Annotated in this window: 19 protein-coding genes and 1 pseudogene; 11 read left to right on the top strand and 9 right to left on the bottom strand. The window is 68.8% G+C overall.

The window, feature by feature from the left end:
- Positions 1-68: 68 nt before the first annotated feature.
- Both ABZT06_RS39865 and ABZT06_RS39870 read left to right on the top strand, forming a co-directional pair.
- Positions 69-770: a methyltransferase gene (locus tag ABZT06_RS39865; RefSeq protein WP_355752499.1), complete on the top strand. Its 702-nt coding sequence runs from the start codon at positions 69-71 to the stop codon at positions 768-770.
- Entirely contained in the window at positions 767-1,420 is a 654-nt protein-coding gene (locus ABZT06_RS39870) for a DedA family protein (RefSeq protein ID WP_355752501.1), read from the top strand. The genes ABZT06_RS39865 and ABZT06_RS39870 overlap by 4 nt, the downstream gene beginning before the upstream one ends.
- Positions 1,421-1,894: 474 nt before the next feature.
- Here ABZT06_RS39870 and ABZT06_RS39875 read toward each other — a convergent pair whose 3' ends face one another.
- The 8 genes and pseudogenes from ABZT06_RS39875 to ABZT06_RS39910 all read right to left on the bottom strand — a co-directional run bounded on the left by ABZT06_RS39875 (position 1,895) and on the right by ABZT06_RS39910 (position 11,256).
- Entirely contained in the window at positions 1,895-2,578 is a 684-nt protein-coding gene (locus ABZT06_RS39875) for a response regulator transcription factor (RefSeq protein ID WP_355752502.1), read from the bottom strand.
- A gap of 142 nt (positions 2,579-2,720) precedes the next feature.
- Positions 2,721-3,167, bottom strand: a pseudogene (locus tag ABZT06_RS39880) (LuxR C-terminal-related transcriptional regulator); the annotation flags it as partial.
- 192 nt (positions 3,168-3,359) lie between these two features.
- Positions 3,360-4,310 carry an SGNH/GDSL hydrolase family protein gene (locus ABZT06_RS39885; RefSeq protein WP_355752504.1) on the bottom strand — a complete coding sequence of 317 codons (951 nt, stop codon included), beginning with the start codon at positions 4,308-4,310 and terminating at the stop codon, positions 3,360-3,362.
- Positions 4,311-4,480: 170 nt separating this feature from the next.
- A complete protein-coding gene (locus ABZT06_RS39890) occupies positions 4,481-5,137 on the bottom strand; it encodes a response regulator transcription factor (RefSeq protein WP_355752506.1) in 657 nt (218 codons plus the stop codon).
- Complete coding sequence (locus ABZT06_RS39895; RefSeq protein ID WP_355752508.1) at positions 5,134-6,450, bottom strand: histidine kinase; 1,317 nt, start codon at positions 6,448-6,450, stop codon at positions 5,134-5,136. The genes ABZT06_RS39890 and ABZT06_RS39895 overlap by 4 nt, the downstream gene beginning before the upstream one ends.
- Before the next feature lie 101 nt (positions 6,451-6,551).
- The gene (locus tag ABZT06_RS39900) at positions 6,552-9,062 is read right to left on the bottom strand and encodes an MMPL family transporter (RefSeq protein WP_355752510.1); all 2,511 of its coding nucleotides are present in this window, start codon (positions 9,060-9,062) and stop codon (positions 6,552-6,554) included.
- Positions 9,063-9,460: 398 nt separating this feature from the next.
- Positions 9,461-10,111 (bottom strand): response regulator transcription factor, encoded by a 651-nt coding sequence (locus tag ABZT06_RS39905; protein ID WP_355752512.1) that lies wholly within the window; start codon positions 10,109-10,111, stop codon positions 9,461-9,463.
- The gene (locus ABZT06_RS39910; protein ID WP_355752514.1) at positions 10,108-11,256 is read right to left on the bottom strand and encodes a histidine kinase; all 1,149 of its coding nucleotides are present in this window, start codon (positions 11,254-11,256) and stop codon (positions 10,108-10,110) included. The genes ABZT06_RS39905 and ABZT06_RS39910 overlap by 4 nt, the downstream gene beginning before the upstream one ends.
- A gap of 133 nt (positions 11,257-11,389) precedes the next feature.
- Between ABZT06_RS39910 and ABZT06_RS39915 the strand changes: the two genes are divergently transcribed.
- The 5 genes from ABZT06_RS39915 to ABZT06_RS39935 all read left to right on the top strand — a co-directional run bounded on the left by ABZT06_RS39915 (position 11,390) and on the right by ABZT06_RS39935 (position 18,676).
- Positions 11,390-12,112 (top strand): methyltransferase, encoded by a 723-nt coding sequence (locus tag ABZT06_RS39915; RefSeq protein WP_355752516.1) that lies wholly within the window; start codon positions 11,390-11,392, stop codon positions 12,110-12,112.
- Entirely contained in the window at positions 12,109-12,795 is a 687-nt protein-coding gene (locus ABZT06_RS39920) for a DedA family protein (protein WP_355752518.1), read from the top strand. The genes ABZT06_RS39915 and ABZT06_RS39920 overlap by 4 nt, the downstream gene beginning before the upstream one ends.
- 450 nt (positions 12,796-13,245) lie before the next feature.
- A complete protein-coding gene (locus tag ABZT06_RS39925) occupies positions 13,246-14,043 on the top strand; it encodes a thioesterase family protein (protein WP_355752520.1) in 798 nt (265 codons plus the stop codon).
- 1,000 nt (positions 14,044-15,043) lie between these two features.
- Positions 15,044-17,224 (top strand): RICIN domain-containing protein, encoded by a 2,181-nt coding sequence (locus ABZT06_RS39930; RefSeq protein WP_355752522.1) that lies wholly within the window; start codon positions 15,044-15,046, stop codon positions 17,222-17,224.
- 453 nt (positions 17,225-17,677) lie between these two features.
- Entirely contained in the window at positions 17,678-18,676 is a 999-nt protein-coding gene (locus tag ABZT06_RS39935; protein WP_355752524.1) for a LacI family DNA-binding transcriptional regulator, read from the top strand.
- 43 nt (positions 18,677-18,719) lie between these two features.
- Here ABZT06_RS39935 and ABZT06_RS39940 read toward each other — a convergent pair whose 3' ends face one another.
- A complete protein-coding gene (locus ABZT06_RS39940) occupies positions 18,720-20,987 on the bottom strand; it encodes a glycoside hydrolase N-terminal domain-containing protein (protein ID WP_355752526.1) in 2,268 nt (755 codons plus the stop codon).
- Positions 20,988-21,214: 227 nt separating this feature from the next.
- Here ABZT06_RS39940 and ABZT06_RS39945 point away from each other — a divergent pair, with 227 nt between their 5' ends.
- The 4 genes from ABZT06_RS39945 (at position 21,215) to ABZT06_RS39960 (ending at position 25,561) form a co-directional block, all read left to right on the top strand.
- Entirely contained in the window at positions 21,215-22,261 is a 1,047-nt protein-coding gene (locus tag ABZT06_RS39945) for a LacI family DNA-binding transcriptional regulator (protein ID WP_355752528.1), read from the top strand.
- A 254-nt stretch (positions 22,262-22,515) separates the two neighbouring features.
- Positions 22,516-23,799, top strand: coding sequence for an extracellular solute-binding protein (locus ABZT06_RS39950; protein WP_355752530.1), 1,284 nt, complete (start codon positions 22,516-22,518; stop codon positions 23,797-23,799).
- Between the two features lie 41 nt (positions 23,800-23,840).
- Positions 23,841-24,746 carry a sugar ABC transporter permease gene (locus tag ABZT06_RS39955; protein ID WP_355752532.1) on the top strand — a complete coding sequence of 302 codons (906 nt, stop codon included), beginning with the start codon at positions 23,841-23,843 and terminating at the stop codon, positions 24,744-24,746.
- Positions 24,743-25,561 (top strand): carbohydrate ABC transporter permease, encoded by an 819-nt coding sequence (locus ABZT06_RS39960; RefSeq protein ID WP_355752534.1) that lies wholly within the window; start codon positions 24,743-24,745, stop codon positions 25,559-25,561. Before ABZT06_RS39955 ends, ABZT06_RS39960 begins: the two co-directional genes overlap by 4 nt.
- Positions 25,562-25,623: the final 62 nt, after the last annotated feature.

Raw genomic sequence — 25,623 nt, forward strand, 5'->3', positions numbered from 1 at the left:
TTTGGTATTGGCAGGCTGTCGCACAACGGCGGATTCGAAGATCGGCGCCGGCTTCTAGCGTCGAACCCATGAACGTTCGGACCATCCCCGACGACCATGTCCAGGTCCCGCGCCACGGCGGGGGCTGGGCGCTCCTGGTCGAAGCGGCCCTCGATCTGCGGATGACCGGTGCAATCGCACCCAGCGGCAAGGCCCTCGCCCGCGCTGTGACGGATCGGATATGGCTGGCGCCTCGGCCGCTCTCGGTGCTGGAGGTCGGAGCAGGAACTGGTGCGATCACCCAGGCGCTGATTCCCCGGCTGCCCCCGGACAGCCGTCTGGATGTCGTGGAAGCGAACCCACGTCTCGCGACCCTGCTGTGGCGGCTGGTCAACACCTGTCCAGACCTGGCGGGCAGCCCCACGCGGGTGACGGTGCATCAGACGTTTCTGGAGGACTTCAGCACTGACGAGCGCTACGACGTGATCGTCTCCGGGCTGCCACTGACGAACCTCGCTCCTTCCCGTGTAGAGCAGATCATGTCGCGGTACATGGAACTACTCAGCCCTGGTGGAACCCTGACCCTCATCGGCTACCTCGGTTCCCGCCGAGGCCGGACGCGGGCCGGGCGACGCCAGCGCGCGGCGGCGGACGACATCCTGGCCGATTACCGGCGCAGATACGCCACACGCCGTTGGACGGTGTGGGCCAACCTGCGCTCTGCCCACGTCTGGCGTCTGCAGAGGCCTTTCCTTCCCGTGGCCCCCTCATCCGATGGGGGTATGCGGTGAGCGCCCTGTCCGTCGTTCTCGGTCATCTGGCACCGTCATCCGCCTACGCGATGCTGGCCGCCGCCGTCCTACTCGAGTCGGTCCTGCTGGTCGGAGTCTTCATCCCCTCGTTCATCCTGCTGGCGACCGCAGGTGCGCTGGCTCGAACCGACCACCTCGACTTCCTCCCGGTCGTCGCCGCCGCCGGCGCCGCGGTGGCAGGCGACTTCCTCGGCTACCGCACAGGCCGGCTGCTCAGCGGACAACTGCGCGGCAGCCGGGCGGGCCGCCGGATTCCCGACGCCGCCTGGCAGCGGGCCGAAACGCTGATGTCACGTCACGGCGGACGAGCCATTTTCGTGGCACGTCTCCTGCCGTTCGCCCGCACCCTCGTCCCCCACTACGCAGGGGCGCTCCGGCTTCCCTATCTCCGTATCGCCCCCTACAGCATCGGCGCGGCCTGCCTGTGGGCCGCGACCGAATCCGGCTTGGGATACGCCGCCGCCATGTCTGCCGAGAACCCTCTCACCCGTGGCGGCCCGGTGGCCGCCGTTCTGGTCCTGGTCGCCGTCGTGGGGGTCGTCCTCATGGTGAGAAGGCGACGGCGGGTGCTCGAACGCAGGCAACCGACCCCCACGGCACACGGCTCGGCGGCGGCTCCCGAGCAGTGAGGAGGACATCCGGTGGAGGTGTCGGCGCGCGTTTCGCGATCAGATGCTCTCGATCCTCTTCATGGTGAGGTGAGAGACCACCCGCAGAACTGCCGGAAGTTCACTCGACCTGCGCATGACGATGGACTCGGCATGGTCGCGGACGGCGACGCGCAGGAAGCAGTCCGGCGGCCGGAAAACGGCGGCACTCCGTGACCTTGTCCCGTGAGGCGACCGTCGCCTCGATCGTGCTGCGGTCGCCGGCCTGGGGTGTCGACGTCGAAGATGACCTCCAGCGACGGGCTTGTGCTCATCGGATCGATCATCGCGCGGTAGCCGGTGATGACACTCGCCTCCAGCCGCTTCACGCGGCGAAGGCACGCGGCGGTGTCAGGCCGACCCGATGTGGCAAAGCCTCCGGGAGGAGGTCGGCACGGACGCGTCCGGTCCGCTAAGCGGGCGCGCGGCACAACCAGCCGGCGCTGGCGCACGAATTCACGCCGACGGGAGGGCAGTGCGTACCACCATCCGAAAGCCGACCCCGCGCACGCACTCGATAGCCAGCGCGTCCTTGAGCTTGCCGCGTAGTGCTGCCACATGTACATCCAGTGTCCTGGTCGAGCCGAACCCATTGCTGTCCCAGACGCAGTCCATGATCACCTCCCGGGTGACCAAGGCTTCCAGCCGGTCCGAAAGGAAGACCAGCAAAGCGAACTCCTTTGGCCGCAGGGGTATTTCGGTGCCGTCGAGGAAGACGCGGTGCGCGCGACGGTCGACGGCCACGCGCCCGTACACCTCAAGGCGAGGAGCGACCGCCACGCCTTTGCCACCGGGGTGTCTGCGATGGACTGCCCGCATCCGGGCGATGAGCTCGCGTATGAGGAAGGGCTTCACCAGGTAGTCGTCCGCACCTAGTTCGAGGCCGACGACCCTGTCGACCTCGCTGTCGCGCCCACTGATGACGATGAGCGGTACATCGCTGCGGGCCCGTAGCTCGCGGCAGACGTCCAGGCCGTCGACGTCCGGAAGACCGAGGTCCAGTAGGACCAGGTCGAGCGTGGGCGAGGCAAGGGCGGCCTCGCCGGTGCAAACCCAGCTGACGTCGTAACCGTAACGGGCCAAGCCGCGCCGCAGAGGGCCGACGACGTACGGGTCGTCCTCGACGAGAAGAACGTGCATGGCCTCTTCCTCTGGGATGGCGACTGGAGGTGTCGTTGAGTACGGCGTCAGGAAGCCCGCGCCAGGCCGGTTTCGTATGTGAACACACAGCCTGGACCGGGGTGTTCGCGCCGATCTTGGCGAGGATGCTGCTGATGTGGGGTTTCACGGTGTTGGGCGAGATGCGCAGCCGCTCGGCGATCTCCGCCGTGTTCCTTCCGGAGGCGAGCGCGGCCAGCACGTCGCGTTCGCGCACGGTGAGGACTTTTGAGACATGCTCGTAGGCGTAGGCGTAGGCGTAGGCGTAGGCGTAGGCGTAGGCGTAGGCGTCGGTGACGACGACAACGGGTGGCGCGCCCCGTCCCGGCGGAGCGGACGGCGACGGCCGTGGGCCGGGCAGGGCGATGCGGCCGATGGTCTTGGTGCTCTGCGCGGTCGGCGCACGGCTGTCCAGGAGCACCACGTCGGGGGCGAGATCGGCAGCGAGCCGTTCGACCTCGGCGCCGTTCGCGGCTTCCCCGATCGCGGAAAGATCCGGCTGTGCTTCTAGGAGTACGCGGTAGCACAGGCGTTGGAGTGTCTGCTCGCTCACGATGCGCGCCGTGACCATAGCGGGAACTCTCCAGGTCGGGAGGAACGTGCTGGGGAGGAGCCGAGGGCGAAGACCCGGCCGCGGATCGCTGGGAGGCGAACAGTCACGGCCGGGCCGTTCACCCGCACCGGCCTGCCCGTCCCCACGGATGCCGGTGCGGACCGGGCGCACGTGCCGCTCACAAGCGCGCCCGGAGTCGTGCGCGTCTGGTCAGGCTCCGACGGCTTTGAGTACGGCGTCGGCCATGCCGCGCTCGCCGCGCGCGTTGGGATGGACACGCTCCGCCGGGCTGCTCGGCTCGAGCGGCTCGATCCAGCGCGTGTCCGCAGGTGAGCAGGCGTCGCGTCCGACGGAAGGCTTGTAGGTGTCGACGTAGACGGCGCCGCCGGCCTCCGCGCGCCGCTGGAGCATGGTGTTGAGCTGCTCCTCCTGCTCGCGCAGGAACGTCACGTCGCCCGGGGCGAGTGGAATCTTCCCGTCACAGGTTGACGCGTCGGCCGGAAGAATGGAGGGGTAGCCCACGACGTAGACGCGGGCCTTCGGCGCGCGCTGGCTCACCTCGTCCAGGACGCGGTCGAGGCGCTGCCCCGTCGCCCTGATCTTCTCGCGCGGCGAGTCGGCGCTGTTCGAGCGGTAGCTGCGCGCGCAGGGATCCTGTTCGGACACGGACGTGAGGTTGTCGGCCGCCTTGTAGAGGGCGCCGGTGGTGACACACTTGGTGATCATCGAGCTGAATCCGATGTCGTTGCCGCCGATACCGATCGTGACCAGGCGGGTCTTCGTGCTGAGGGCGGAGAGCTGAGCGGGGTTGGTGCCCTGGTCGGTGGACTGCGCTGTGGTGAGCTCCGCGGTGGTGGCACCACTGCAGCTCATGTCGCGGAAGTCGGCTCCTTTGACGCCGAGCCCTTCTGCGACCAGAGCCGGGTAGTTGCGGCTGGAGCGGTCGCATCCGGCCGGGTCTGCGTCCTGGTCAGGTATCCCCGGGCCGGATGTGTAGGAGTCACCCAGAGCCACATAAGGGCCCCGCACGGCCGCTACGGCCGGAGCAGGGCGGCTCTGCGTGCCACTGTCCCCGCCGTCGTTCCCGACGACGGCGACGACGACGAGCAGTACGCCGCAGGAGATGACTCCGGCCATGCCGGTGCGCGCCAACGATCCCATAGCTGTGTCCTGTCTGTGGTGCGGATGCCCGACCGTCGGGCCGGGACCGGTGCGTGTCGGGACGACACGCACCGGGGAGGTGTCACAAGCGGCACCGGTGGGACCGGCAGGGGACGGGGGGCGATGGCGCGCCCGATGGACGCGCAGATGCGGGCAGCGGTACGGCTCGCTCAGGCGGGACGGACCAGACCGACGTCATAGGCGAAGATCACGGCCTGGACGCGGTCACGGGCGCTGATCTTGGTGAGGATGCGGCTGATGTGGGACTTGACCGTGGACTCGGCGAGATGGAGGCGTTCGGCGATCTCGGCATTGGTGGCGCCGGTCGCAATGACGGCGAGCACTTCGCGCTCGCGTTCGGTCAGCTCCGCCAGCCTGCGTTCCTGCTCGGCGTCACGGCCGGCGAGCCGGGTCGTGTAGGCGTCGATCAGTCTGTGGGTGAGGCCGGGGGAGATGACGGAGTCGCCGGCGGCGACGGCGCGGATACCGACGACGAGTTCGTCGGGGCGGGCGTCCTTGAGGAAGAACCCGCTGGCGCCGACGCGCAGGGCTTCGTAGGCGTACTCGTCGAGATCGAAGGTGGTCAGGACCAAGACCCGGGAGCGGCCGCCGGAGCCGACGATCCTGCGGGTGGCCTCGATGCCGTCCATGCCGGGCATGCGGACGTCCATCAGGACGACGTCGGGGCGCAGTTCGGCGGTGAGGCGGACGGCGTCGCTGCCGTTGGTGGCCTCGCCCACGACGGTCATGTCGGACTGGGCCTCCAGGAGCATGCGAAAGCCCAGGCGTTGCAGTGTCTGGTCGTCGACGATGAGAACGGTGGTCATGCCGGGTGACTCTCCGAAGGGGTGACGGGGATGCCGGGGGTGGTGGGGACGAGCCGGGCGCGGACGCTCCAGCCGCCCCGGGGGTTCGGGCCAGAGGTGACGTCGCCCTGGTAGAGGGCGGCGCGTTCGCGCATGCCGACAAGGCCCTTGCCGCTGCCCCGCCGGTCGGAGCCCCTGGCCCGCGGGGGCCCGGTGTCCTCGACGGCGACGCGGACGGCTTCCGCGTCAGCGGTAAGGGTGACGGAGACGGTCGTCGCGAGGGCAGCGTGTTTGAGCGTATTGGTGAGGGCCTCCTGGACGATGCGGTACACGGCTAGCTGCAGCCCTCGTGACAGACCGCTCAGGTCACCCTCGGTGCGCAGGACGGCGGAGGGGCCGGCGGCCCGGAACCTGTCCAGCAGGGCCTCGAGGTCTGCGATACCCGGCTGGGGGGCGAGCGGCGCGTCGCTGCGAGCGACGCCGTCGTCGCCGATGACCGCGAGAAGACGCCGCAGCTCCCCGAGAGCGTCACGACCGCTGTCACCGATGATGCGGAGCGTTTCGGCGCCGCGCTCCGGCCGGGTCGCGGCCAGGGCGGCGGCGCCGTCTGCGAGACCCACGATGACGGCGAGGGTGTGACCGAGGATGTCGTGCATCTCCCGGGAGACCCGGGCCCGTTCCTGCGCCGCCGCCAGGAGGGCCCGCTGGTCCCGTTCCGTCTCCAGGGCGGCGATGTAGGCGTTGGCCAGCCTCCCCGCCAGGCCGAGCCCCGCGAACGCCGCCAGTGTGACCATGGCGAGGAACGTCACCACCTCCGGACGGGTCACATAGTGCAACTGGCCGCCGGTGTAGAAGACGGCGGCCCACGCGGAGAGCTGCGCCACCGTCACGCCGGTGGCGATGACCGACTGACGGGGCGTGCACCAGCGCCCCACGTTGAACAGGGCTGCCACACGCGCGGAGTCGGCGCCGTTCAAGACGCCCAGGAAGAGCGCGAGCACGGAGACCCCGGTCGTGATCCAGAACACCGGCAGGGGCCGTCGCTCCCGCCACAGCAAGGGCACGGTGAATCCGGCGATCAGCGCGATCTGCACCACCACGTTTGCATGGTTGGCCGGGTTGAGCAGGGAAGGGACGCCCATCGCGGCGCAGGCGGCCGGAACACCCCAGCGCCGGAACGCGGGATGGGCCCGGTCGGCTGCGCGCCATCCGGCCAGCCGGGTGATGAGCGAGACGATGACACGCTGGTCGGGGTCGCTGGTCAGGGGCTCCGGCAACCGTGCCGCAGCCTCGGCGGAGTGAGGCGTGGGTGCGGCTGCGTGCGATGCGGTCACGGGAGGAAGCCCTTCACGGTGCGGTGGGGGACCGCCCGCCGGGCCCCGGGGGGAGTGGAGGCCGGCGGGCGGGGCCGGGAGCGGGACCGGGGTCCGCGCTGTCAATTCTTGCGATACAGCCTCTTGCGCAACCCCGTGCGACGGGGATTGCGTTGTTCGCCGGCGGAAGATCCCTCGGATGCGGGGTCCCCGTCGTTCGCGGCGGATGTACTTGAGCCGCGCTGCTGAATCCGGCCACGCAGTCCGCGGACCTTGGGCTCCGGCGTGGACGGTGCCGCCGGCGTGTCCGCCTCGGCCGGTTCGCTGACCACGACAGCGCCCCCGCCGTGGGATTCCCCGGTGGATCGGCCGGACGACCGGACGACCGGCCCGCTCGCGGCGGCGGCGAAGGCTTCTGCGCGGGCGGTCTGCACGGAGCGGTCCTCCGGCGTGCTCGCGGCCTTTTCCGCCTCCAGCTTGTGGCGCAGCTTCTCACCCTCGACGTCGACGTCGGGCATGACGCGGTCCAGCCACTTGGGCAGCGACCAGGCGCGGCGGCCGATGAGGGCCATGACCGCGGGGATGATGGTCATACGGACGACGAAGGCGTCGAAGAGGACGGCGGAGGCGAGACCGAGGCCGATCGACTTGATGAGCGCGGTGTCGTCGAGGAGGAACCCGGAGAAGACCGAGATCATGATGACGGCTGCGGCGGTGACGACCCGGGCGCTGTGCCGGAAACCCTCGATGACCGCCTGGGTGGGTTCGGCGCCGTGCACGTACTCCTCTCGCATCCGGGTGACGAGGAAGACCTCGTAGTCCATGGCGAGCCCGAAGACCACCCCGATGAGGAGGATGGGCAGGACGCTCACGATGGGCCCGGTCTGGCTGACGCCGAAGACATCGGCGAGCCAGCCCCACTGGAAGACCGCGACGAGCACGCCGAGCGTGGCGGCCACGCTGAGCAGAAAGCCCAGTGCCGCCTTGAGCGGGATCACGATCGAGCGGAAGACCAACAGCAGCAGAACGAGGGCGAGACCGACCACGATGGCGAGGTAGGGCACCATCGCCTGACCGAGTTTGGTGCTGACGTCGATGTTGACGGCGGTCGTGCCGGTCACCATCAGCTCGGCGCCGGTCTCCTTGTGCAGGGCGCTGTTCTGGTCCCGGATGGCGGAGACCAGATCCTTGGTGGCCTGGCTGCTGGGCGAGCTTTGCGGGATGACGCCGATGATGGCGACGTCACCGGCCTGGTTGAAGGCGGCGGGGCGGACGGAGGCGATGTCGTCGAGCTTGCCCAGTGCGGTGGCCGCGTCGGCGGCGGCGGTCCTGGGGTCGTCGCTGCCACGGGCGTCGACGACCACGGTGAGCGGGCCGTTGACGCCCGGCCCGAAGCCCTTGCTGATGGTGTCGTAGGCGAGGCGCTGTGTGCTGTCGGGCGCCTTCATGCTGTCGTCGGGCAGAGCCAGGCGCAGTGACATGGCGGGGATGGCGAGGAGCCCGAGCCCGATCACGGAGACCAGGAGCGCCTTGACGGGGTGACCGGTGACGAGCTTCGCCCAGCGCACGCCCCAGGCCTCGCCCTCGCCGCGTTCCAGGCTCTTCATGCGGCGGGTCAGCAGTTTGCCCTTCGTGATCCGCATGCCGGCGAATCCGAGCAGCGCGGGCAGCAGGGTCAGGGCGATGACGACGGCCATCACCACCGCGAAGGCGGATGCCAGACCCATGGAGGTGAGCATCTGGATACCGATGACGCTCAGTCCGGCGAGCGCGATGACGACGGTCAGGCCGGCGAAGACGACGGCTGAGCCGGCGGTTCCCAAGGCGCGCCCGGCAGCCTCTTCGGGATCGTGGCCGTCACGGATTTCGTTGCGATAGCGGGAGACGACGAACAGGGCGTAGTCGATGGCCACCGCCAGGCCCAGCATCAGCGCCAGCGTTGAGGCGGTGGAGGCGACATCCCAGATCGAGGAGGCGATGGTGATGCAGAAGACGGCGGCGACGACGCCGAGAACCGCGGTCAGCAGCGGCAGTCCGGCTGCCAGCAGCGAGCCGAAGGTGATGACCAGCGCGACTGCGGCGACCGCGAGGCCGATCAGTTCGGCTGCCTTGCTGGCCTCCTTGGCCTTGACGGCGTTTCCGCCCAGGCTGACGTCGAGCCCGCTCTTCTCACCCTCTTCCGCGATCTTGTTCAGCGCCTCGTGCGCCGCGTCGCTGACGTCGGCCTGGGCGACCTTGTAGGTCACACCGGCGAAGGCGATCGTGCTGTCCTTGCTGACCTGGCGGCTCTGGAACGGATCGGAGACGCTCGAGACCTGGGGAGCCGTCCGCAGTTCGGCGACCAGCGCCTCGATCTGCGACTTGTTCGCGGCCGAGGTCAGCTTCTCCCCGCTGGGAGCTTCGAACACCACGCGCGCGGCGGCCCCGCCGGCGGAGGCCTGCGGGAACTCCTTCTGCAGCAGGTCGATCGCCCTCTGCGACTGGGTACCGGGGAGAGTGAACGCGTCCGACGATTTGCTGTCGACGCTGACGGACCCTATGCCGATGGCGGCGAGGACGACGATCCACAGCATCAGAACGAGCCGTCGTCTCCGGAACGAGAACCGGCCGAGCCGGTAGAGGAACGTAGCCACGGTGTTACTCCCAGCAGGGAAGACATTGGTACGAGAAGGGGCCTGGAAGCCCCGTGTCTCAAACTAGAAGCGGATTCCCGCCCGGCCCCGGCACCCCGGGACGAACCTTCGCCGACGACTAGTACCGCAGTACTAGCTGCCTTCGTCCTGCGGGCCCGTTGAGCGATTACCTACGGGCGCCAGGCTGCCCTTTAATGCTTGCGGACGAAATTCAGAAACTTATCGGTAATCTCAGGGGAAGTGGATTTTTGACCCACAGATTCCCGTTCCGCGAGGCGCGTTTGCCGCCTTCGGACCGGTCTGGCTGCTGGGTAATCCAGACACCGAAAGGAGGGGGAATCCCCCCGCTTTTTCACTGCTGCACCGTCGCAGGAGCGCCGGAAACGGCAAGCCGGCCGTCAGCCGCCGAGTTGGGCGTCGCGGGCCACAAGGGCGGCCTGGACGCGGTTCGTGACCTCCAGTGCGGTCAGTATGCGGCTGACGTGGGCCTTGACGGTGCTTTCGCGCATGGCGAGACGGGCGGCGATGTCGGCGTTGGTGTCGCCTTGGGCGAGGAGGGCGAGTACGTCGCGCTCGCGGGGGGTGAGGCGGCCGAGCAGGGACTGGGCGGCGGTTGTCTGAGGCTGGTTGTCGGCGTGGTAGCGGTCGATGAGGCGGCGGGCCGCGGTGGGGTGCAGCATGGCGGATCCGTCGGCGACGAGGTGGACGGCGCGCAGTATCTCGGCGGGTTCGGTGTCCTTGAGCAGGAATCCGTCGGCGCCGGCGGCAAGGGAGTTGTAGACGTATTCGTCGAGGTCGAAGGTGGTCAAAGTGATCACCCTCGGGGGGTGGGGAAGCGCTCGGAGCCTTGCCGTGGCGGTGATGCCGTTCATGCCCGGCATGCGCACGTCGACGAGAGCGACGTCGACACGGTGGGCCGTGGCCTGTTCGATGGCCTGGAGGCCGTCGGAGGCCTGGGCGACCACGTCGATGTCCTTGTCCGTGGTGAGGAGGTCGGTCAGGCCGAGGCGGACCAGGGCGTCATCGTCGACGATCATGGCTCGGATCATGTGGGGGTGCCGTTCTGTCCGGTGCCGGTGGGGTGGGGGATACGGGCGGTCAGGCGCCAGGCTCCGCCGCCTGCGGGCCCTGCGGACAGGCGGCCGCCGAGGGCGGTGACACGTGCGCGCAGCCCGACGAGGCCGTACCCGGAGCTGACGGTGTCCGTGCGGGGGGTGCCGGGAGCGTTGGTGACCTCGACGAGAGTGGCCGGGGGCCGGTAGTCGACGCATACGGTGACCGGGGCTCCGGCGGCGTGCTTGCGGGCGTTGGTCAGCGCTTCCTGAACGAGACGGTAGGCGGCCAGACGGTGAGTGGTGGGAGCCTGCCCGGGAACGCCTTCGATGACCAGGTCGACATGTTGACCCGCGGCGCGGGCCTCGTCGGTCAGTTCCCGCACCTCCCGGAGGACGGGCGCGAGCCCGGCACCGGACTGCGTGCCTGCGGTGTCGTGCAGGGCGCCCAGGACGTCGCGAAGGTCGGCCAGGGCTTCGACCGATGTGCCGCGCAGCAGCCCGAGCCGTTCGGCGACCGGGGCGGGCAGTGTGTCGCTCCTGGTGACCAGGACACCGGTGTGCAGGGCGATCAGACTCAGTCGGTGGGCGAGCACATCGTGCATCTCCGCGGCGATCCGTGACCGCTCCGCCGCCTGCGCCGCCTCCTCACGGAGATCCGCCTCGACCCGCAGGTGTTCGACGTCGGCGGCCAGGGCCTCCAGCAGACGCCGCCGGTTGCCCAGCCACAGACCGACGACGACGGCCAGTATCGGCAGGAGCAGCGTGGAAGCGTAGCTCTGTGCCGTCCACAGAGATGTGCTCCGGTAGCTGAAGAGGTTGCCCCCCAGCGCTGCCACGGCACATCCCACCGCCGCCCGTGCCCGGCGGTCCACGGCCAGCGCGAACAGGGCGAGCACCATCAGCGGAAGCAGCGGCCACCCCCACCACGCGGTGGCGACGGTGATCACGAGAGGCGCCACGGGCCACCGGAGCCGGGGCACGAGCAGGCACACGCCGCTCAGAAGAGCCGCGAGGGTCACTGCGACGAGAGGAGCGCCGCCGCCGAGCGACATCGCGTTCAGCGGTGCCGCCACTACGCACAGGGACACCAGGCTCACCCGCCCGTAGGCAGCCCACCTGCGACCTTCTTTCCTGCTCACCCTGGTCATCCTAGGTAGTTCAGGACGAGCCCTCCCCTGGACGATCTGCGATGTTCACCCCCGACTTTCGTAGGGGGAGGGCGTCGCACAATGACGGATCCGATGCCTGGAGCTGGTTTCTAGCGTCGAAACCATGAACGACCGGATCACCTCAGACGACCGTGTCCCGGCATCCCGTCATGGCGAGGGCTGGATGTTCCTGGCCGAAGCGGCCCGCGACCTGCGGACCACCGGCGCGGTAGCTCCCAGCGGCAAGGCTCTCGCCCGCGCCCTGACAGACCCCGTACGGGCCCAGGGCCCTCGCCCGCTCTCGGTGCTGGAGGTCGGCGCGGGGACCGGGGCCATCACGCGTGTACTGATACCGCAGCTCTCACGGGGGAGCCGGCTGGACATCGTGGAGGCCAACCCGCGTTTCGCCACCCGGCTGCGGAGCCTGGTGGCCGCCCATCCGGCTCTGGCGGACCGGCCCGCGCAGGTGACAGTGCATCAGACACTTCTGGAGAACCTCGCAACCGACGAGCGCTACGACGTGATCGTCTCCGGTCTGCCGCTGACGAACTTCACCCCCGCGCAGGTGGAGCAGATCATGTCGCGCTACATGGAACTGCTGCATCCCGGCGGCATCCTGACCTATTTCGCCTACCTGGGAACGCGCAGGGCACGTGCGCTGACCGCCTCGAGGACGGAGGCACGCCGGCACGCGGCGGTGGACGAGGTGATGACCGGCTACCAGCGCAGGTATGCCGTCGGCCGCTGGACGGTCTGGGCCAACGTGCCCCCCGCCTACGCCTGGCACCTGCAGGGCCCCCTCGTGCCCACGCAGCAACAGCGGTCCATACAGGCAGCACGGCGGTGAACGCACTGTCGGACATCCTTGGCCACCTTTCCCCCACCTCGGCCTACACGATGGTGGCGGTAGCCGTCCTGGCCGAGTCCGTTCTGCTGGTCGGCGCCTTCGTCCCCACGCTCACTCTGCTGCTGACCGCCGGCGCGCTGGCCCGCACCGGCCATGTCAGCCTTCTCGTCGTGATTGTCGTGGCCGTTGCAGCCGTAGTGACGGGCGATTTCCTCGCTCACCGCACCGGTCGGCTCCTCGGAGCCCAACTGCGGGCGGGTCGCGTGGGCCGCCGTATCCCGGACGCCGCCTGGCGGCGAGCCGAGGCGCTGATGACGCGCCACGGCGGCCGAGCCGTCTTCCTCGCCCGTTTTCTTCCCGTGGTGCGCACGCTCGCTCCTCACTTCGCAGGCGCCACCCGTCTGCCCTACTGGCGCATCGCCCCCTACAGCATCATCGCCGCCTGTCTGTGGGCCACCGCCGAAGCCGGTGTCGGATACGCCGCCGCGGCGTCCCTTCAACCCGTCCTGACTCTGGGCGGCCCCACCCTGGCCTTGGTCGTCCTGACCGCCCTCGGGGTCACGCTCCTATGGCGTCGCCGCGTCCGCTCCCGAACACATGGGGCCTCAGCCCGGCGTCCCGGCCCCGACCACGGTGACACCCCGTCAGACCACCCGATCCAGGGTCGTTCGGCTCGGGCATGAAAGGCGCAGGGCCCCACCGCGAGGGTGCAGGCGATCACCATGGGTGTGCGCGGGCGTCCGTCCGGTGAGGCCTTTGCCCCCTGCTCGCGCCCCAGCGATCTGGGATCGGTGACCGCCCGGTGACCGGTGAGGGCACAGGCCACGTCCAGGCGCTCTGCCCGGTGAGGGCTCGGGGACGGGGAAGGCGCCCAGCCGCTGGGTCGGCTCGACGTTGGACAGCCGCGTGTCCTGGTGCAGAGGACCTGAAAATTTCTCGATGGACCACATTCAGGCGATGTGCTTTGTGGCGCAGCAACGCCCCGTGAGCGTCCTCGCCGGAACCGCCGTGCAGGCGGCCCTGGGTACTGTCTTCGCCCTTTGAGGCACCCCGATCGGCGCGCAGGACACTCCGCCGCGCGTGTCAACGCCGACTGTCACACCGATCCCGCCAGCCAGGAAGGCAAGCGTCAGTTGAACACCGGCAGCTACTTCGAGGCCATCGACGAACACCGCTACAAGCCCACCTCGCACGCCGGCGGCGCATGGGACCCCGACGAACAGCACTTCAGCCCGCTCGCCGGTCTCATCGTCCACGCCATCGACCGTCACGTGGCCGAACGGCCGGACCCCCGTCCGGATCTGTACCGGATCAGCTTCGACATCCTCGGCCGCCTCGCTCTCGAGGAGTGCGAGATCCGGGTAGAGACCATCCGACCCGGCCGCACCATCGAACTGCTCGAAGCCGTCGCTGTCATCGCCGGCCGTGTTGTCGTGCGCGCTCGGGCCTGGCTGCTCAATCCCTCCGACACCGCCACTGTGGCAGGCAGCCCCGCCGTCCCGCTCGCCCCTCCCGAGACGCTCGACGCCTGGCCGCTGACGTCCGTATGGCCCGGCGGATACATCGCCTCCCTGGACATGCGCCCGCTCGCGCCCCCTCAGCCAGGCCGCACGACGGCCTGGATCTCCACCGACCTCGACCTCGTCGCCGGGCAGACCGTCGGCTCGCTGTCGTCCTACATCGCGCTCGTCGACACCGCCAACGGCATCGCCGTACGCCAGCCACCCACCGCCTGGATGTTCCCCAACGTCGACCTCACCATCCACCTCCACCGTCAGCCCCAAGGTCACTGGACCGGACTCGACACCACCGTCACCTTCGGCCCCACCGGCCAGGGCGTCACCAGTACCGTCCTGCATGACCTCACTGGCCCCGTCGGACACGCCCACCAGATCCTGACCGTCCGTCCCTTGCCGACTCCCGACGCCTAACAGGGTGGAGCGGCCGACTCTCAAAGCGCCCCCGCTTCGCAAAGAAGCACTGATGTCTCCCTCGCTGTCCAGTGGGATCCGATGCCCTACGGACCCGCATGAGACGCCTTCGCCGGCGAAGGCGTCTCATGCCCGTGTCAGCCCCGAAGGGGGCACAGCCTTTCCTGCTCTCCCACGGCCGGCCCGGAACGGTCTTGGCCGGCCGCCGTCGGAGTCGCGCTCCTGCGGACGAAGATGAGATCTCGCACAGGCCGCGCCCGGAGACGCGACATGCAGCCAGAGCGCCGCGCCCCGGCCCGGCCGATATCAGCATGCTGACCACGACGGGTCCTGCCGACGGGAGTGCGCTGCTGCGGTTCGTCACCCTGCAATCCGACGAAGGTGCTTTTCGCTCCGGGCTGTCAACACCCGTGAACGGCGAATGTACGAAACACTTTCGGAAACACACTGGTGACACGGAGCCGCCGCGTCCCTTAATACTTGCTCCAGCCGGTCACGTCTCATCGACCGCAAGGCGTATCCCTGAGGAATTGCCGCGGCCTGATCTCACCCAGTCTCAGGTGGTTCACCCGCGCATTGCCCAGCGAGCGTTCATCAGATGGTGCACGGGCGGCCACAGCCCTGCGGCACGAACCCAACGCGAGGAAACAGCATGTGCACCTAGGAGAAACCGTTTCACCGCCATCACGGCGAGAGCGGGTGCGGACATTCCACTGCTGATCACCCCACAGGTGCACGGCATTCCGGCCCTCAATGCAGAGTATTTCGATGACGCCCCGCAAAACGGTTTGCTGTGCCCGGTGGCAGGGACCGCCTCGGGTTGAATCACGGTCGGATCATCCGTGACGACAGCCGCCGTCGGCTACCTGAATTCACCCCCGCTCTGTCACGCGAACACGCAGCGAGCGAGTCACGAAGGGTCTCCCACCCGGTCGTCCAGCCGATCTTCCGGCTTCAATGACCGCTTAAAGTAAGAGGAATCGTAATGATTCAGACATTCATGCGGAAGGCTTTTGCGACAGCGACAGCCGTCGGGGTCGGCGTGGCATTGGCCATCGCCTCTTCAGGCAGTGCGTCGGCGTATCAGCCGAGCCAGACGAACCTGTACGTGTCGCAGGACAGCGCCGCGTGCAACAAGAAGCCCTGCGTTCTCTACCCGAAGTCGGCCCAGCTCCCGAGCGGCCGCATCGTGGCGTCGTTCGAGAACAGCAAGGGCGACCCGGTGGGACAGAAACTGCCCGTCTACAAGAGTGACGACGACGGCACCACATGGCAGAAGCTGACCGATCTCCAAGCCCCCGCCTACATGTCCAGCGACTCCCAGTACGCGAAGTACACGAGCAACTGGACGAACCCGTATCTCTACGTGCTCCCGCAGGACGTCGGATCCTTGACGGCTGGCACTTTGCTTCTGGCGAGCGTCGTCTCAGGGGACGACTACTACTACAAGGAGCACAAGGCCGCCGACCCCAACTGGACACCGGACGGTGACGGCGACCGCAAGGATGTGGCGATCGCGTTGTACTCCAGCACCGACGACGGCGCCACCTGGAGCTTCCAGAACATCATCGCCGCCGGTGGATGGTCGGGAAGTCGTGTCTCGAACGCCAACACCAACAAGCAGTCCGACCCGGTCTGGGAGCCCTACCTGATCGCCCGGAACGGCCAGCTCGTCGCCTACTACTCCGACGAGCACGACTACCTCGGATTCAACGCCGACACCGGTGTACCGACTCGTGACCCGGACGATGACACAGCCACGGATTCCTACAACCAGATCCTCGTGCACAAGACCTGGAACGGCACCAGCAGTACGTCCTGGAGCAGCCAGCCGATCGTCGATGTCCCGGGCACGACCGAGAACCTGGGTGGAAAGACGCTGATCGGCAACGGCCGCCCCGGCATGACCACGATCGCCCAGACCACCGATGGCAAATGGCTGCTCACCTACGAGTACTGGGGTGGCGGCGCGAACGTGAGATACCGGCTCGCGGACGACCCCCTGAAGTTCTACCCGAACAGTGTGACGGACCTCCCGGTCACCAGCCTGCCCGTGCCCTCCGGGGGACGTGCGCTGTCGACGGGCGGCAGCCCGGTGCTCGTCACGATGCCGGATGGCCGGATCCTCTACAACGCGAACGGCAGCGCCAACGTCTGGGTGAACGAGTCCGGCAAGAGCGACGGTACCTGGAAGGAGTACCAGACACCCGTCGCCGCCGGTTACAGCCGCAATCTCCAGTACGTCGAGGGCACGGGGCGCGTCGTCATCCTCCAGGCCGACTTCGGTACGGGCTACGGCCCCATCCGGTACGGCGAGGTCGACCTCGGGCGGTCCCAGGGCTCCTACAGCACGCTCGTCAACCGCGCGACCGGGCAGGCTCTCAGCCCGGAAGCAGGGAAGACACAGGACGCCAACCTCACGGGCGACGTCCCCGACCTCGTCCTGCGAGACCGCAACGCCACGGACGACACACAGCGCTGGCATCTGACGGACAAGGGCGGCAACACGACGCTGCTCAACAAGGCGGGCGGCCGCTCGGCGGCCATCTGGACCGGAAATGCGACGGCCGGGCAGCGTCTCGCCCAGTGGGTCGACGACGGGGCTACCGACAAGCAGTGGACCCTCGTTCCCTCGACCGACGGTTACTACAAGGTCCGATCGGTCCGTAACTCGAGTCTGTTCATGACGGGCGCGACCCAGAACGGCACCGTCACTCTCGCTTCGACGATCGACGCGTCCGCGAACCCGGCGGCAGACGACTCCCAGGAGTGGCAGCTCGTCCAGGACCCCCTGCCGACGGACGCGCCCTTCACCTTGAAGGGCGCCAACTCCGGCCGGTGCCTCGATGTGCCGAACGGCCAGACGGGCGTGCAGGTCCAGATCTGGGACTGCAGCGGCAACCAGAACCAGCAGATCACGCAGACCACCGCAGGCGAACTCCGCGTCGCCGGCAAGTGCCTCGCCGCGGACGGCGACGGCACGACCCCGGGCACCAAGCTCATCCTCTGGTCCTGCAACGGCAAGTCCAGCCAGAAATGGTGGTTCCGCCTGGACGGATCGGTCATCAGCCGTTCCAACGGCTACGCCATCGACGTCACCAACTCGGCGACGGCCAACGGCTCGAAGGTGCAACTGTGGACGGCCCTCGGCAACGCCACCCAGAGGTGGAGCCGGGCATAGTCCACCCCCCCCGGTGGGTGCGGCCGCGATGTGCGGCGCACCCACCGGGCTTCGCCGTACGGTGTCCCGTCCAGGCCGGGGCGCGGAGGCCGGCGATCGGCGCGCGACGAGCGCGCAGTCCGTCGTAGCGGGGGAGGCAGTCCGGCCACCGGCATTCGGGCAGCTCTCTCACGCGAGCAGTGCCTCGGCCCCGGGCGGGCGTGTCACCGGGCGCGGTGACAGGCCACGCTTGTCGACCACGACTGGTGCTCCACCGGCCGCCTCGCCCCGACGCGCGCGGAGGGGCGGAAGTCCTGTGCACCGCGGAGGCGCCATAGTGAGCGCCGCCGACACGGCGCCGGGTCTTGCCCCATTTCGTTTCGTCCCGTTAGCTTGCGGCGGAGTTTTCACTGCTCAATGCGAGGCGCACGAATGACGGGTCGGGGCAGGACGCGCGGGGAAGCGCACTACGGTGTGCTGACCACCATCGCCGGTGAGGCGGGGGTGTCGATCAGCACCGTGTCCAAGGTGGTGCACCGGCGTCCTGACGTCGGTGCCGCGACGCGCGCCCGGGTCGAGGAACTGCTGGCGCGGCACGGGTACATCCGGCCGGGCGAGCGGGATCCCGCGCGTGCGCGTCAGATCATCGCGGTGTTCCGGGATCTGTCCGGCCCATACACGCTGGAGGTCGTCCGCGGGATCGTCGACGCGGCGGACGAGCGGGGTGTGGACGTGGTGACCGGTACGACCAGCCACCGCTCCATCTCTCAATGGCTTGAGGAGTGCGTAGCGCTCGACGCGGCAGGGCTGATCATCGTGATCTCGATGCTGGCCGAGGAAGACCAGCGCCGCATCATCGAGCAGCGGCTGCCGGTCGTGCTGGTGGATCCGCTCAGCGCGCCCAGCCACGACATCCCGAGCATAGGGGTGACCAACTGGAGCGGTGCCAGGGACGCGGTACAGCATTTGCTGGGGCTCGGGCACACCCGGATCGGCATGGTCGCGGGCCGTTCGCACTCGCTGGCCGGGGCGGCCCGCCTGCATGGCTACCGGGCTGCGCTCGAGGAGGCAGGGATCACCTACGACCCGGCGATCGTGCGCTCGACCGACTTCGACTTCGAAGAGGCTCTGCTGGCCAGTCGGCAGATTCTGCGCGCAGACGATCCGCCCACGGCGGTCTTCGCGGCGAGCGACGCGCAGGCGCTCGGTGTCCTGGAGGCCGCCCGCCGACACGGGCTCAGCGTTCCTGAGGACCTCGGGGTGATGTCCTTCGACGACACGCACGTGGCGGCCATGGCCTGCCCGCCGCTGAGCGCCGTCCGTCAGCCGTTCGAGGCACTGGGCCGCGAGGCCACCCGGGTGCTCGTGCACCTGGCCGAGGGACGGCCTCCCGTGTCGTCGCGGATGGAGCTGGCCACGGAGCTCGTGCTGCGCACCTCGACATCGGTGCGCTGCCGAGTCACCACGAAGTGAGCGGCCCGACGGGACGGGCACACGGGAACCGCCCCTCGCCATGTCACGCGAGCGGGACGCTCACCGCAGTGGGGGAGTGGGGCGGCAGGCGCACGGTCCGGCGGGAATCCGTGGCACCACGGCATATGAGGGTGACGTCCCGCTCGAGCGGCGAGGTGAGAACCACCCGGGCGAAGCCCTCCCCCATGTCCCACGTCAGCTCGTCGACGCGCACCCCGGTACGGGTGGCGATGCCGTGCAGACTTCCGGATCGCCATTCCGGGGGCAGGGCGGGCAGGAGTTCCACGACACCGGGCCGGGAGTCGAGCAGCATCTCCACGACGACGGCCGGCAGGCAGTGGGCGGCGTCGGCGTTGTAGATCTCCAGGTCGGGGTTGTGCGAAGTCATCAGCGATCGGAAGACCATGTTCCGTCCCAGGATCTTCAGGAGGTTCGCTCTCGCTGTCTCCCCGTCCTTCAGGCGCGCGGCGACCAAGGCCCGGTGGAGGCTGCCGTGCGCGGACATGTTCTCGTCACCACGCCGCAGCAGCGCCTCACGGGCGGCGGCGGCCAGGCCAGGGGTGTCGTCCGGGGTGATGTCGTGCAGGGGCCACACCGGGTAGAGGTGGCTGACGTGCCGGTGGTCGTCGGCGGTCTCCAGTCCCGGCCACGCCCACTCAGCGAGCGCCCCGCGGTCGTCGACGCGATACGCGGGCAGCCGCTCGGCCAGCGCGCGCCAGCGGCCGGCCGCCGCCTGCTCGATGCCCAGATGCGTGCAGACGTCCGCGGCGGTGGTGAGCGCGTGCCGGGCCGCGGCGACGTCCATGGTGGCGTTGACCCCGGCCACGCCCGCCCCGTCCTTCGGGCCGACCTCGGGAGAGTAGGACGGGACGAGGACGAGGCGCCCATCCGCGTCCTCGCGGGTGAGGAAGTCCTCGAAGAAGACGGCTGCCTCGACGAGCCAGGGGGCGAGGGTGTCGGCGAGGAAGCCGTCGTCGCCGGTCGCCTGCCAGTACTCGTACAGCGGGAACAGCAGCCAGTCCGCACCGGCCAGCCACATCGTCCAGGGCCAGTCGTCGTCGAGATGGAACAGCAGTCCGTGCTCCCCGTCGGTCCGGCTGGGCGCGAGGATGCCGCCGGTGCCGTAGATCGTGCGGGCGTTGGTGCGCCAGTCGTCGATCTGCCCGCCGATCAACGCCGCGTACGGCGCGATGAGCTCAGGCATGCCGGTGAGGACCGCCCCGGCCATCTGCAGGTTGATGTTGGCGTCGGTGGTGTAGTCGCCTGACCAGGCGGCACCCCAGGCTCCTAGCCATAGTCCGGTAAGCCGGGGCGGGAGGACCCCGCTGGAGCTGAGCAGGAGGTAGCGGCCGGAGTGGAACAGTGCTTCTACCAACGCGGGGTGCAGCGTTCCAGGGTCGGCGAGGGCGAGCAGCTCGCGCACGGGCAGCTGCCTGTCGCTGTCTGACGCGCCCAGGTCGAGTTCGCCCCGGCCGTAGAGCTCGCCGTGGACGGGGGAGTGGCGGGCGAGCAACTTGTCGTACTCGGCGGGCAGCGCGAGCAGCGCCGCGCTCAGCGCCTTGACGTCCACAGGGGACGACGACCGGTCCATCCGGGTCAGCAGCACCACCCGCGTCGCTCCCTCGACGCGGGCCGCATCGCCCTCCGCCGTGACACGACCGCCGGTGACGGCGACCCGGGTCACACCGGCGAACTCCGCCGCACCGGGCCCCGGCGGATACGTCCCCACGACGGCGAGGCACACCTCACCGTCCCCGGTGACCTCGGCGGACGTCGAGAGGGTGACCTCGGACGGTCGGCCGGAGAGCTCGCCGGAGAGCCGTACGACCAGGTCGAGACGCGGGCCGGTGATCTCGACGGCCGCCACGGCGTCGGTGCGCGAGACGAAGGCACGCCGCTGCCGTTCCTGCTCCCCCTCGGACCAGGTGACCCGCACCTCGCCGGTGGCGAAGTCCGTGACACGGCGATACTCGACAACCGGCCCCGCCTCCGCCTGAGTGTCCAGGTGGAGCATGTGCCCGGGGTGAAAGGACTGGGTCCAGGCCATCGCCCTGCCGTCGGAGAACTCACGCTGGGCCTGCTCCCGGTCTCCCGCCAGGATCAGGTCACGGACATGTTCCAGGCGGTCGGCGACGGTCGGCGGGCCCATCGTGAGGGACTCGTTGGGGAGGACGTAACGGTGGTGGTTGTGGACGATCCGTTCCCGGTGAGGATGCCCGAACACCATGATCCCGTACTCGCCGTTGCCGGAGAGGAAGGCGTCCTCCCAGCGGTCGGCGGGCTGGGTGTCGTGGATGCTGTGCACCGGCATTTCCCGGCCTCCCGAAAGTGATGTGTCCGAGCGGCTCGAACAACGTGCGGGGAGCCTACAAGAGTTCTCCACTCGCATCACGAAAGACTTTCGGAGGTCGAATGTCATCGAATCACCGCAGGTGAAATGGGTTGTCGGTCCTTTTGCCGTCACGGGGGTGATCGATCTGGCGTGTACCTTCACTTCGCGCACGCTAAGCGGATGCCGACAGGGAGGCCAGCGCCGAAGTGACGGGCCCAGGCAGATCGCGCCGGGACGCCCAATATGGGCTTCTCACCTCGATAGCAGGCGAGGTCGGCGTCTCGCTCGCGACCGTTTCGAAAGTCGTCCACCGGCGGCGCGACGTGTCCGAGGTGACGAGGGCACGTATCGAGGCGCTGCTGACCGAGCGCGGCTACGTTCGTGCCTGGGAGAGCGGCGCGCGCCGGCCGCGGCAGATCCTGGCCGTGTTCCGGGACCTGGCCGGCCCGTACACCCTGGAAGTGGTGCGCGGCATCGTGGAGTCCGCAGCCGAGATCGGTGTCCATACGACCGTCGGTACGACGGGCCGGCGCTCTATCGCCCAGTGGCTGGAGGAGTCCGTCGCACTGGGCGCCGTGGGAGTCGTCATCGTGATCTCCGCGCTGGCCGAGCACGACCAGCGCCGGATTGTGGACCAGCGGCTCCCGGTGGTGCTCGTCGATCCCCTGAACGCGCCGTCCGCGGACATACCGAGTGTCGGGGTGACGAACTGGCACGGTGCGACGACCGCCGTGCAGCACTTGATCGAGCTCGGGCATCGACGGATCTGCATGCTGGCCGGCCGTTCGCACTCGCTGGCCGGGGCGGCACGTCTGCACGGCTACCGGGCTGCTCTGGCGGAGGCCGGGATCGCGTACGACCCCGCGCTCGTTCGCTCGACGGACTTCGACTACGGCGAGGCCCTGCGCGCCGCCCGCAGCGTCCTGGAGCGGGACGATCGGCCGACGGCCGTCTTCGCCGCGAGCGATGCCCAGGCGCTCGGCGCCCTGGAGGCCGCGCGACAACTCGGCATCGCCGTGCCACGCGAGCTGTCCGTCATGTCGTTCGACGACACCCTGGTGGCCGCGATGGCCTCGCCGCCGCTGAGCGCCGTACGACAGCCGTTCCGGGAACTCGGTCAGGAGGCCACGCGCGTCCTGCTGCAACTGGCCGACGGGAGGCTTCCCGCTACGACGCGCAGAGAACTCACGACGGAATTGATCGTGCGCATGTCGACTGCGCCGCCCGAAGTCGGGAAACACGAGCTCTCTTGACTCGATTCCGCAAGCCCCGGCCTGCGAAAGTCTTTCGGAACTGATTCCCCTCCGATATTGCCGTGGCCGAATTCCGCCGCTTAGCGTGGCCGACGCCAGCTCAACCGCAGGAGCAACGGTACGCAAACCTTGCGCGACAGCACCTGACGGGCATGGCCATCGACTCACATCCCTCAGCGCGGACAGGCCCGGGACGGCCTGGTGGCGAAGCGCACCCGCGACAGGGATCCTGCCGACTCGAAAGGTGTTCAACGATGAACAGAGTGTCCCGACGGTGGTTCCTCACCGCGACGGCTGCCACCACAGCGAGCCTCACCGTGGCCGGCTGCGGCTCGTCCGGCAGCTCCGCTTCCTCCCCCACGGGGACCGTGGACTTCTGGACGCTGCAGGACCCGACCAACACGGTCCAGAAGGCGGCGGTGGACACCTTCAACTCCAGCGGCAAGGGCAAGGTCACCATGACCGTGATCGCCTCCGACGGGTACAAGGACAAGCTGCGCACCGCGATGGGCTCATCGAAGATGCCCGGGATGTTCTTCAACTGGGGCGGGGGCAGCCTCGACGACTACGTCAAGGCGGGCAAACTCGTGAAGCTGGACGGGATGCTGGAAGGGCACTTCCTGCCCTCCGCGCTGGAGGCCGGAAAGGTCGAGGACAAGCTGGTGGGCATCCCATGCCGCGGCACGCAGCCGGTGTTCCTCTTCTACAACAAGAAGGTGTTCGCCGACGCCGGCGTCCAGCCGCCCAAGACCTACGCCGGCCTGCAGAACCTGGTGAAGGTGTTCAAGAAGAAGAGCATCACGCCTTTCGCGCTCGCGGGCAACGCCAGCTCCTCGTGGACGGAGCTGATGTGGATCGAGTACCTCGTCGACCGCCTCGCGGGACCGGGACTGTTCTGGAAGATCCAGGACGGTGACTGGTCGCAGTGGAACGACCCGACCGTCCTCAAGACCGCGCAAATGATCAAGGAGCTGGTGGACAGCGGCGCCTTCGGCAAGAACTACGGCTCGGTCAACTACGGCCCCGGCGGCACCGCCACCCTGCTCAACAAGGGCAAGGCGGCGATGACCCTGATGGGCTCGTGGGAGTACGCCACCCAGCAGAGCGAGGCCCCCGACTTCGCGAAGAACGACCTCGGGTACGTGCCCTTCCCGAGCGTGGAGGGCGGTAAGGGAGAGGCCGGAAACATCGTCGGCAATCCCACCAACTACATCTCGGTGACGACCAGCGCAGCACAGGACACCGCGGCGGAGTTCCTCAAGACCACCTACAGCGACGCCTACGTCCAGGGCCTGATCGAGAAGGGCGAGGTACCGGTCACGACCAATGCCGAGAAGCTGCTCGCCAAGGCACCCGACCCTGCGTACGCCAAGTTCCAGTACGACCTCGTGCAGAAGGCCCCCAACTTCACCCAGTCCTGGGACCAGGCCCTCGGCCTCACTCTCGGCACCCCGCTGCTGACCGAGATCCAGAAGCTGTTCAACGGGCAGAGCTCGCCGGAGCAGTTCGTCAGCGGTGTCCTGGCGATCAAGAAGTAGGAAGGCGCGTCCACGTGGTCTCCCCAACGACTTCGCGGCCCGTGCCCACGCACCGGGTCCGTGACCGGGCCGCTCCTCCCACCCTGGAGCGGCCGGGCGTGGCCTGGGCGGTGCCCGGGCTGCTGTTCTTCCTCGTCTTCGCTGTCGTGCCGATGATCGGGGTGCTCTACCTTTCCTTCACCCACTGGGACGGCCTGAGCACCCCGCAGTTCACGGGCACGGCGAACTGGTCGCGCTTCTTCGACGACCACCAGGTCTGGCAGTCCACCGTCGTGACGGGCGTCCTACTGGTCGGCAACGTCGTGGTCCAGGCGCCGGTCAGCATCCTGCTGGGTGTCTGGGCGGCCGGCCCCCAGCGCAACCGGGCCGTGCTGTCGGCGGTCTTCTTCCTGCCGCTGCTGCTGTCCACGGCCGCGACCGCCATCATGTGGCGCCAGCTGCTGGACCCGAACTTCGGCCTTCCGTCGAAGGTCGAGTGGCTCTTCGGCTCGAACCCGTTCGGCACCCAGAAGGGCGCGATCGCCTGCCTGGTCCTGGTCACCAGCTGGCAGTTCGTCCCCTTCCACAGCCTGCTCTACCAGGGAGCTGCCCGCGCCATCCCCCACACGCTCTACCAGGCGGCCGCGATCGACGGCGCGGGAAGGGTGCGGCAGTTCGTCCACATCACGCTGCCGCAGCTGCGCAACACGATGATCACCTCCACCATTTTCATGGTCGTCGGCGGGCTCACGGCTTTCGACATCGTTCTGCTGCTGACCAACGGCGGCCCCGGCACCGACACATCGATCCTGCCCTTCTCGATGTACCAGACCGCGTTCCGTACCTACGACTACGGCTACGCCAGTGCCATCGCGAGCTTCCTGCTTCTGCTCGCCACCGGCGCCTCGGTCCTGCTGACCAAGCTCAGCGGCTACGACAAGATGACGAGCACTCTGGAGGGGCTGTGAGGACGCGCCCGAACTACGCTGCCGGCGCCGCCGCGTTCGTCTGGCTGCTCATCATCGCCGTACCCCTGTACGCCCTGGTGAACACCGCGCTGCAACCGCAGTCGAAGTACACGGACAAGGGCCCGCTGGGGCTCCCCTCGGCGCTGACGCTGGACAACTTCACCACGGTCCTCGACAGCGGGTTCCTGCACTACATCTGGAACACCGTCTTCGTCGCCGCGGGCACGGTCGCCATCGTCCTGGCGCTCGCGATCCCCATCAGCTACACGGTGGTGCGCGGCCGGGGCTGGATGGCCAGGGGCGTGTTCCGCCTGTTCCTCCTGGGCCTGGCGATTCCCTCGCAGGCCGTGATCATCCCCCTCTTCCTCATCGTCAACAACCTCGGCTTCTACGACACCCTGTGGGGGATCATCCTGCCCACCGCGGCGTTCGCCCTGCCCGTGAGCGTGCTGGTCCTCAGTGGCGGGATGCGGGACATCTCCACCGAGTTGTACGAGGCGATGGCTCTGGACGGCGCGAGCCCGGCGCGGACCTTGTTGACGCTGGTCGTGCCGATGTCGAAGTCCGCCATCGCGACCACGGCGGTCTTCACGGCCCTGCAGGCGTGGAACGGCTTCCTGTTCCCGCTGATCATGACGCAGTCGAACGAGAACAAGCTGGTGACGCTGGGCCTGTACAACTTCGTCTCCGAGTACGGAGCGAACGTACCCGCTCTGCTGGCTGCGGTGCTGATGTCCGCGGTCCCCATCCTCATCGTCTACCTCTTCGCCCGCCGTGCCCTGGTCGCCGGCCTCATGGGAGCCGGCGGCAAGTGACACCGGCGTCCTGCCGGGGCCGACGGGGCAGGACGCCGCCCGATGCCGGGCCCGGACACCGA

It is taken from the genome of Streptomyces sp. NPDC005483, assembly GCF_040606035.1.
Taxonomy (GTDB): Bacteria; Actinomycetota; Actinomycetes; order Streptomycetales; family Streptomycetaceae; genus Streptomyces.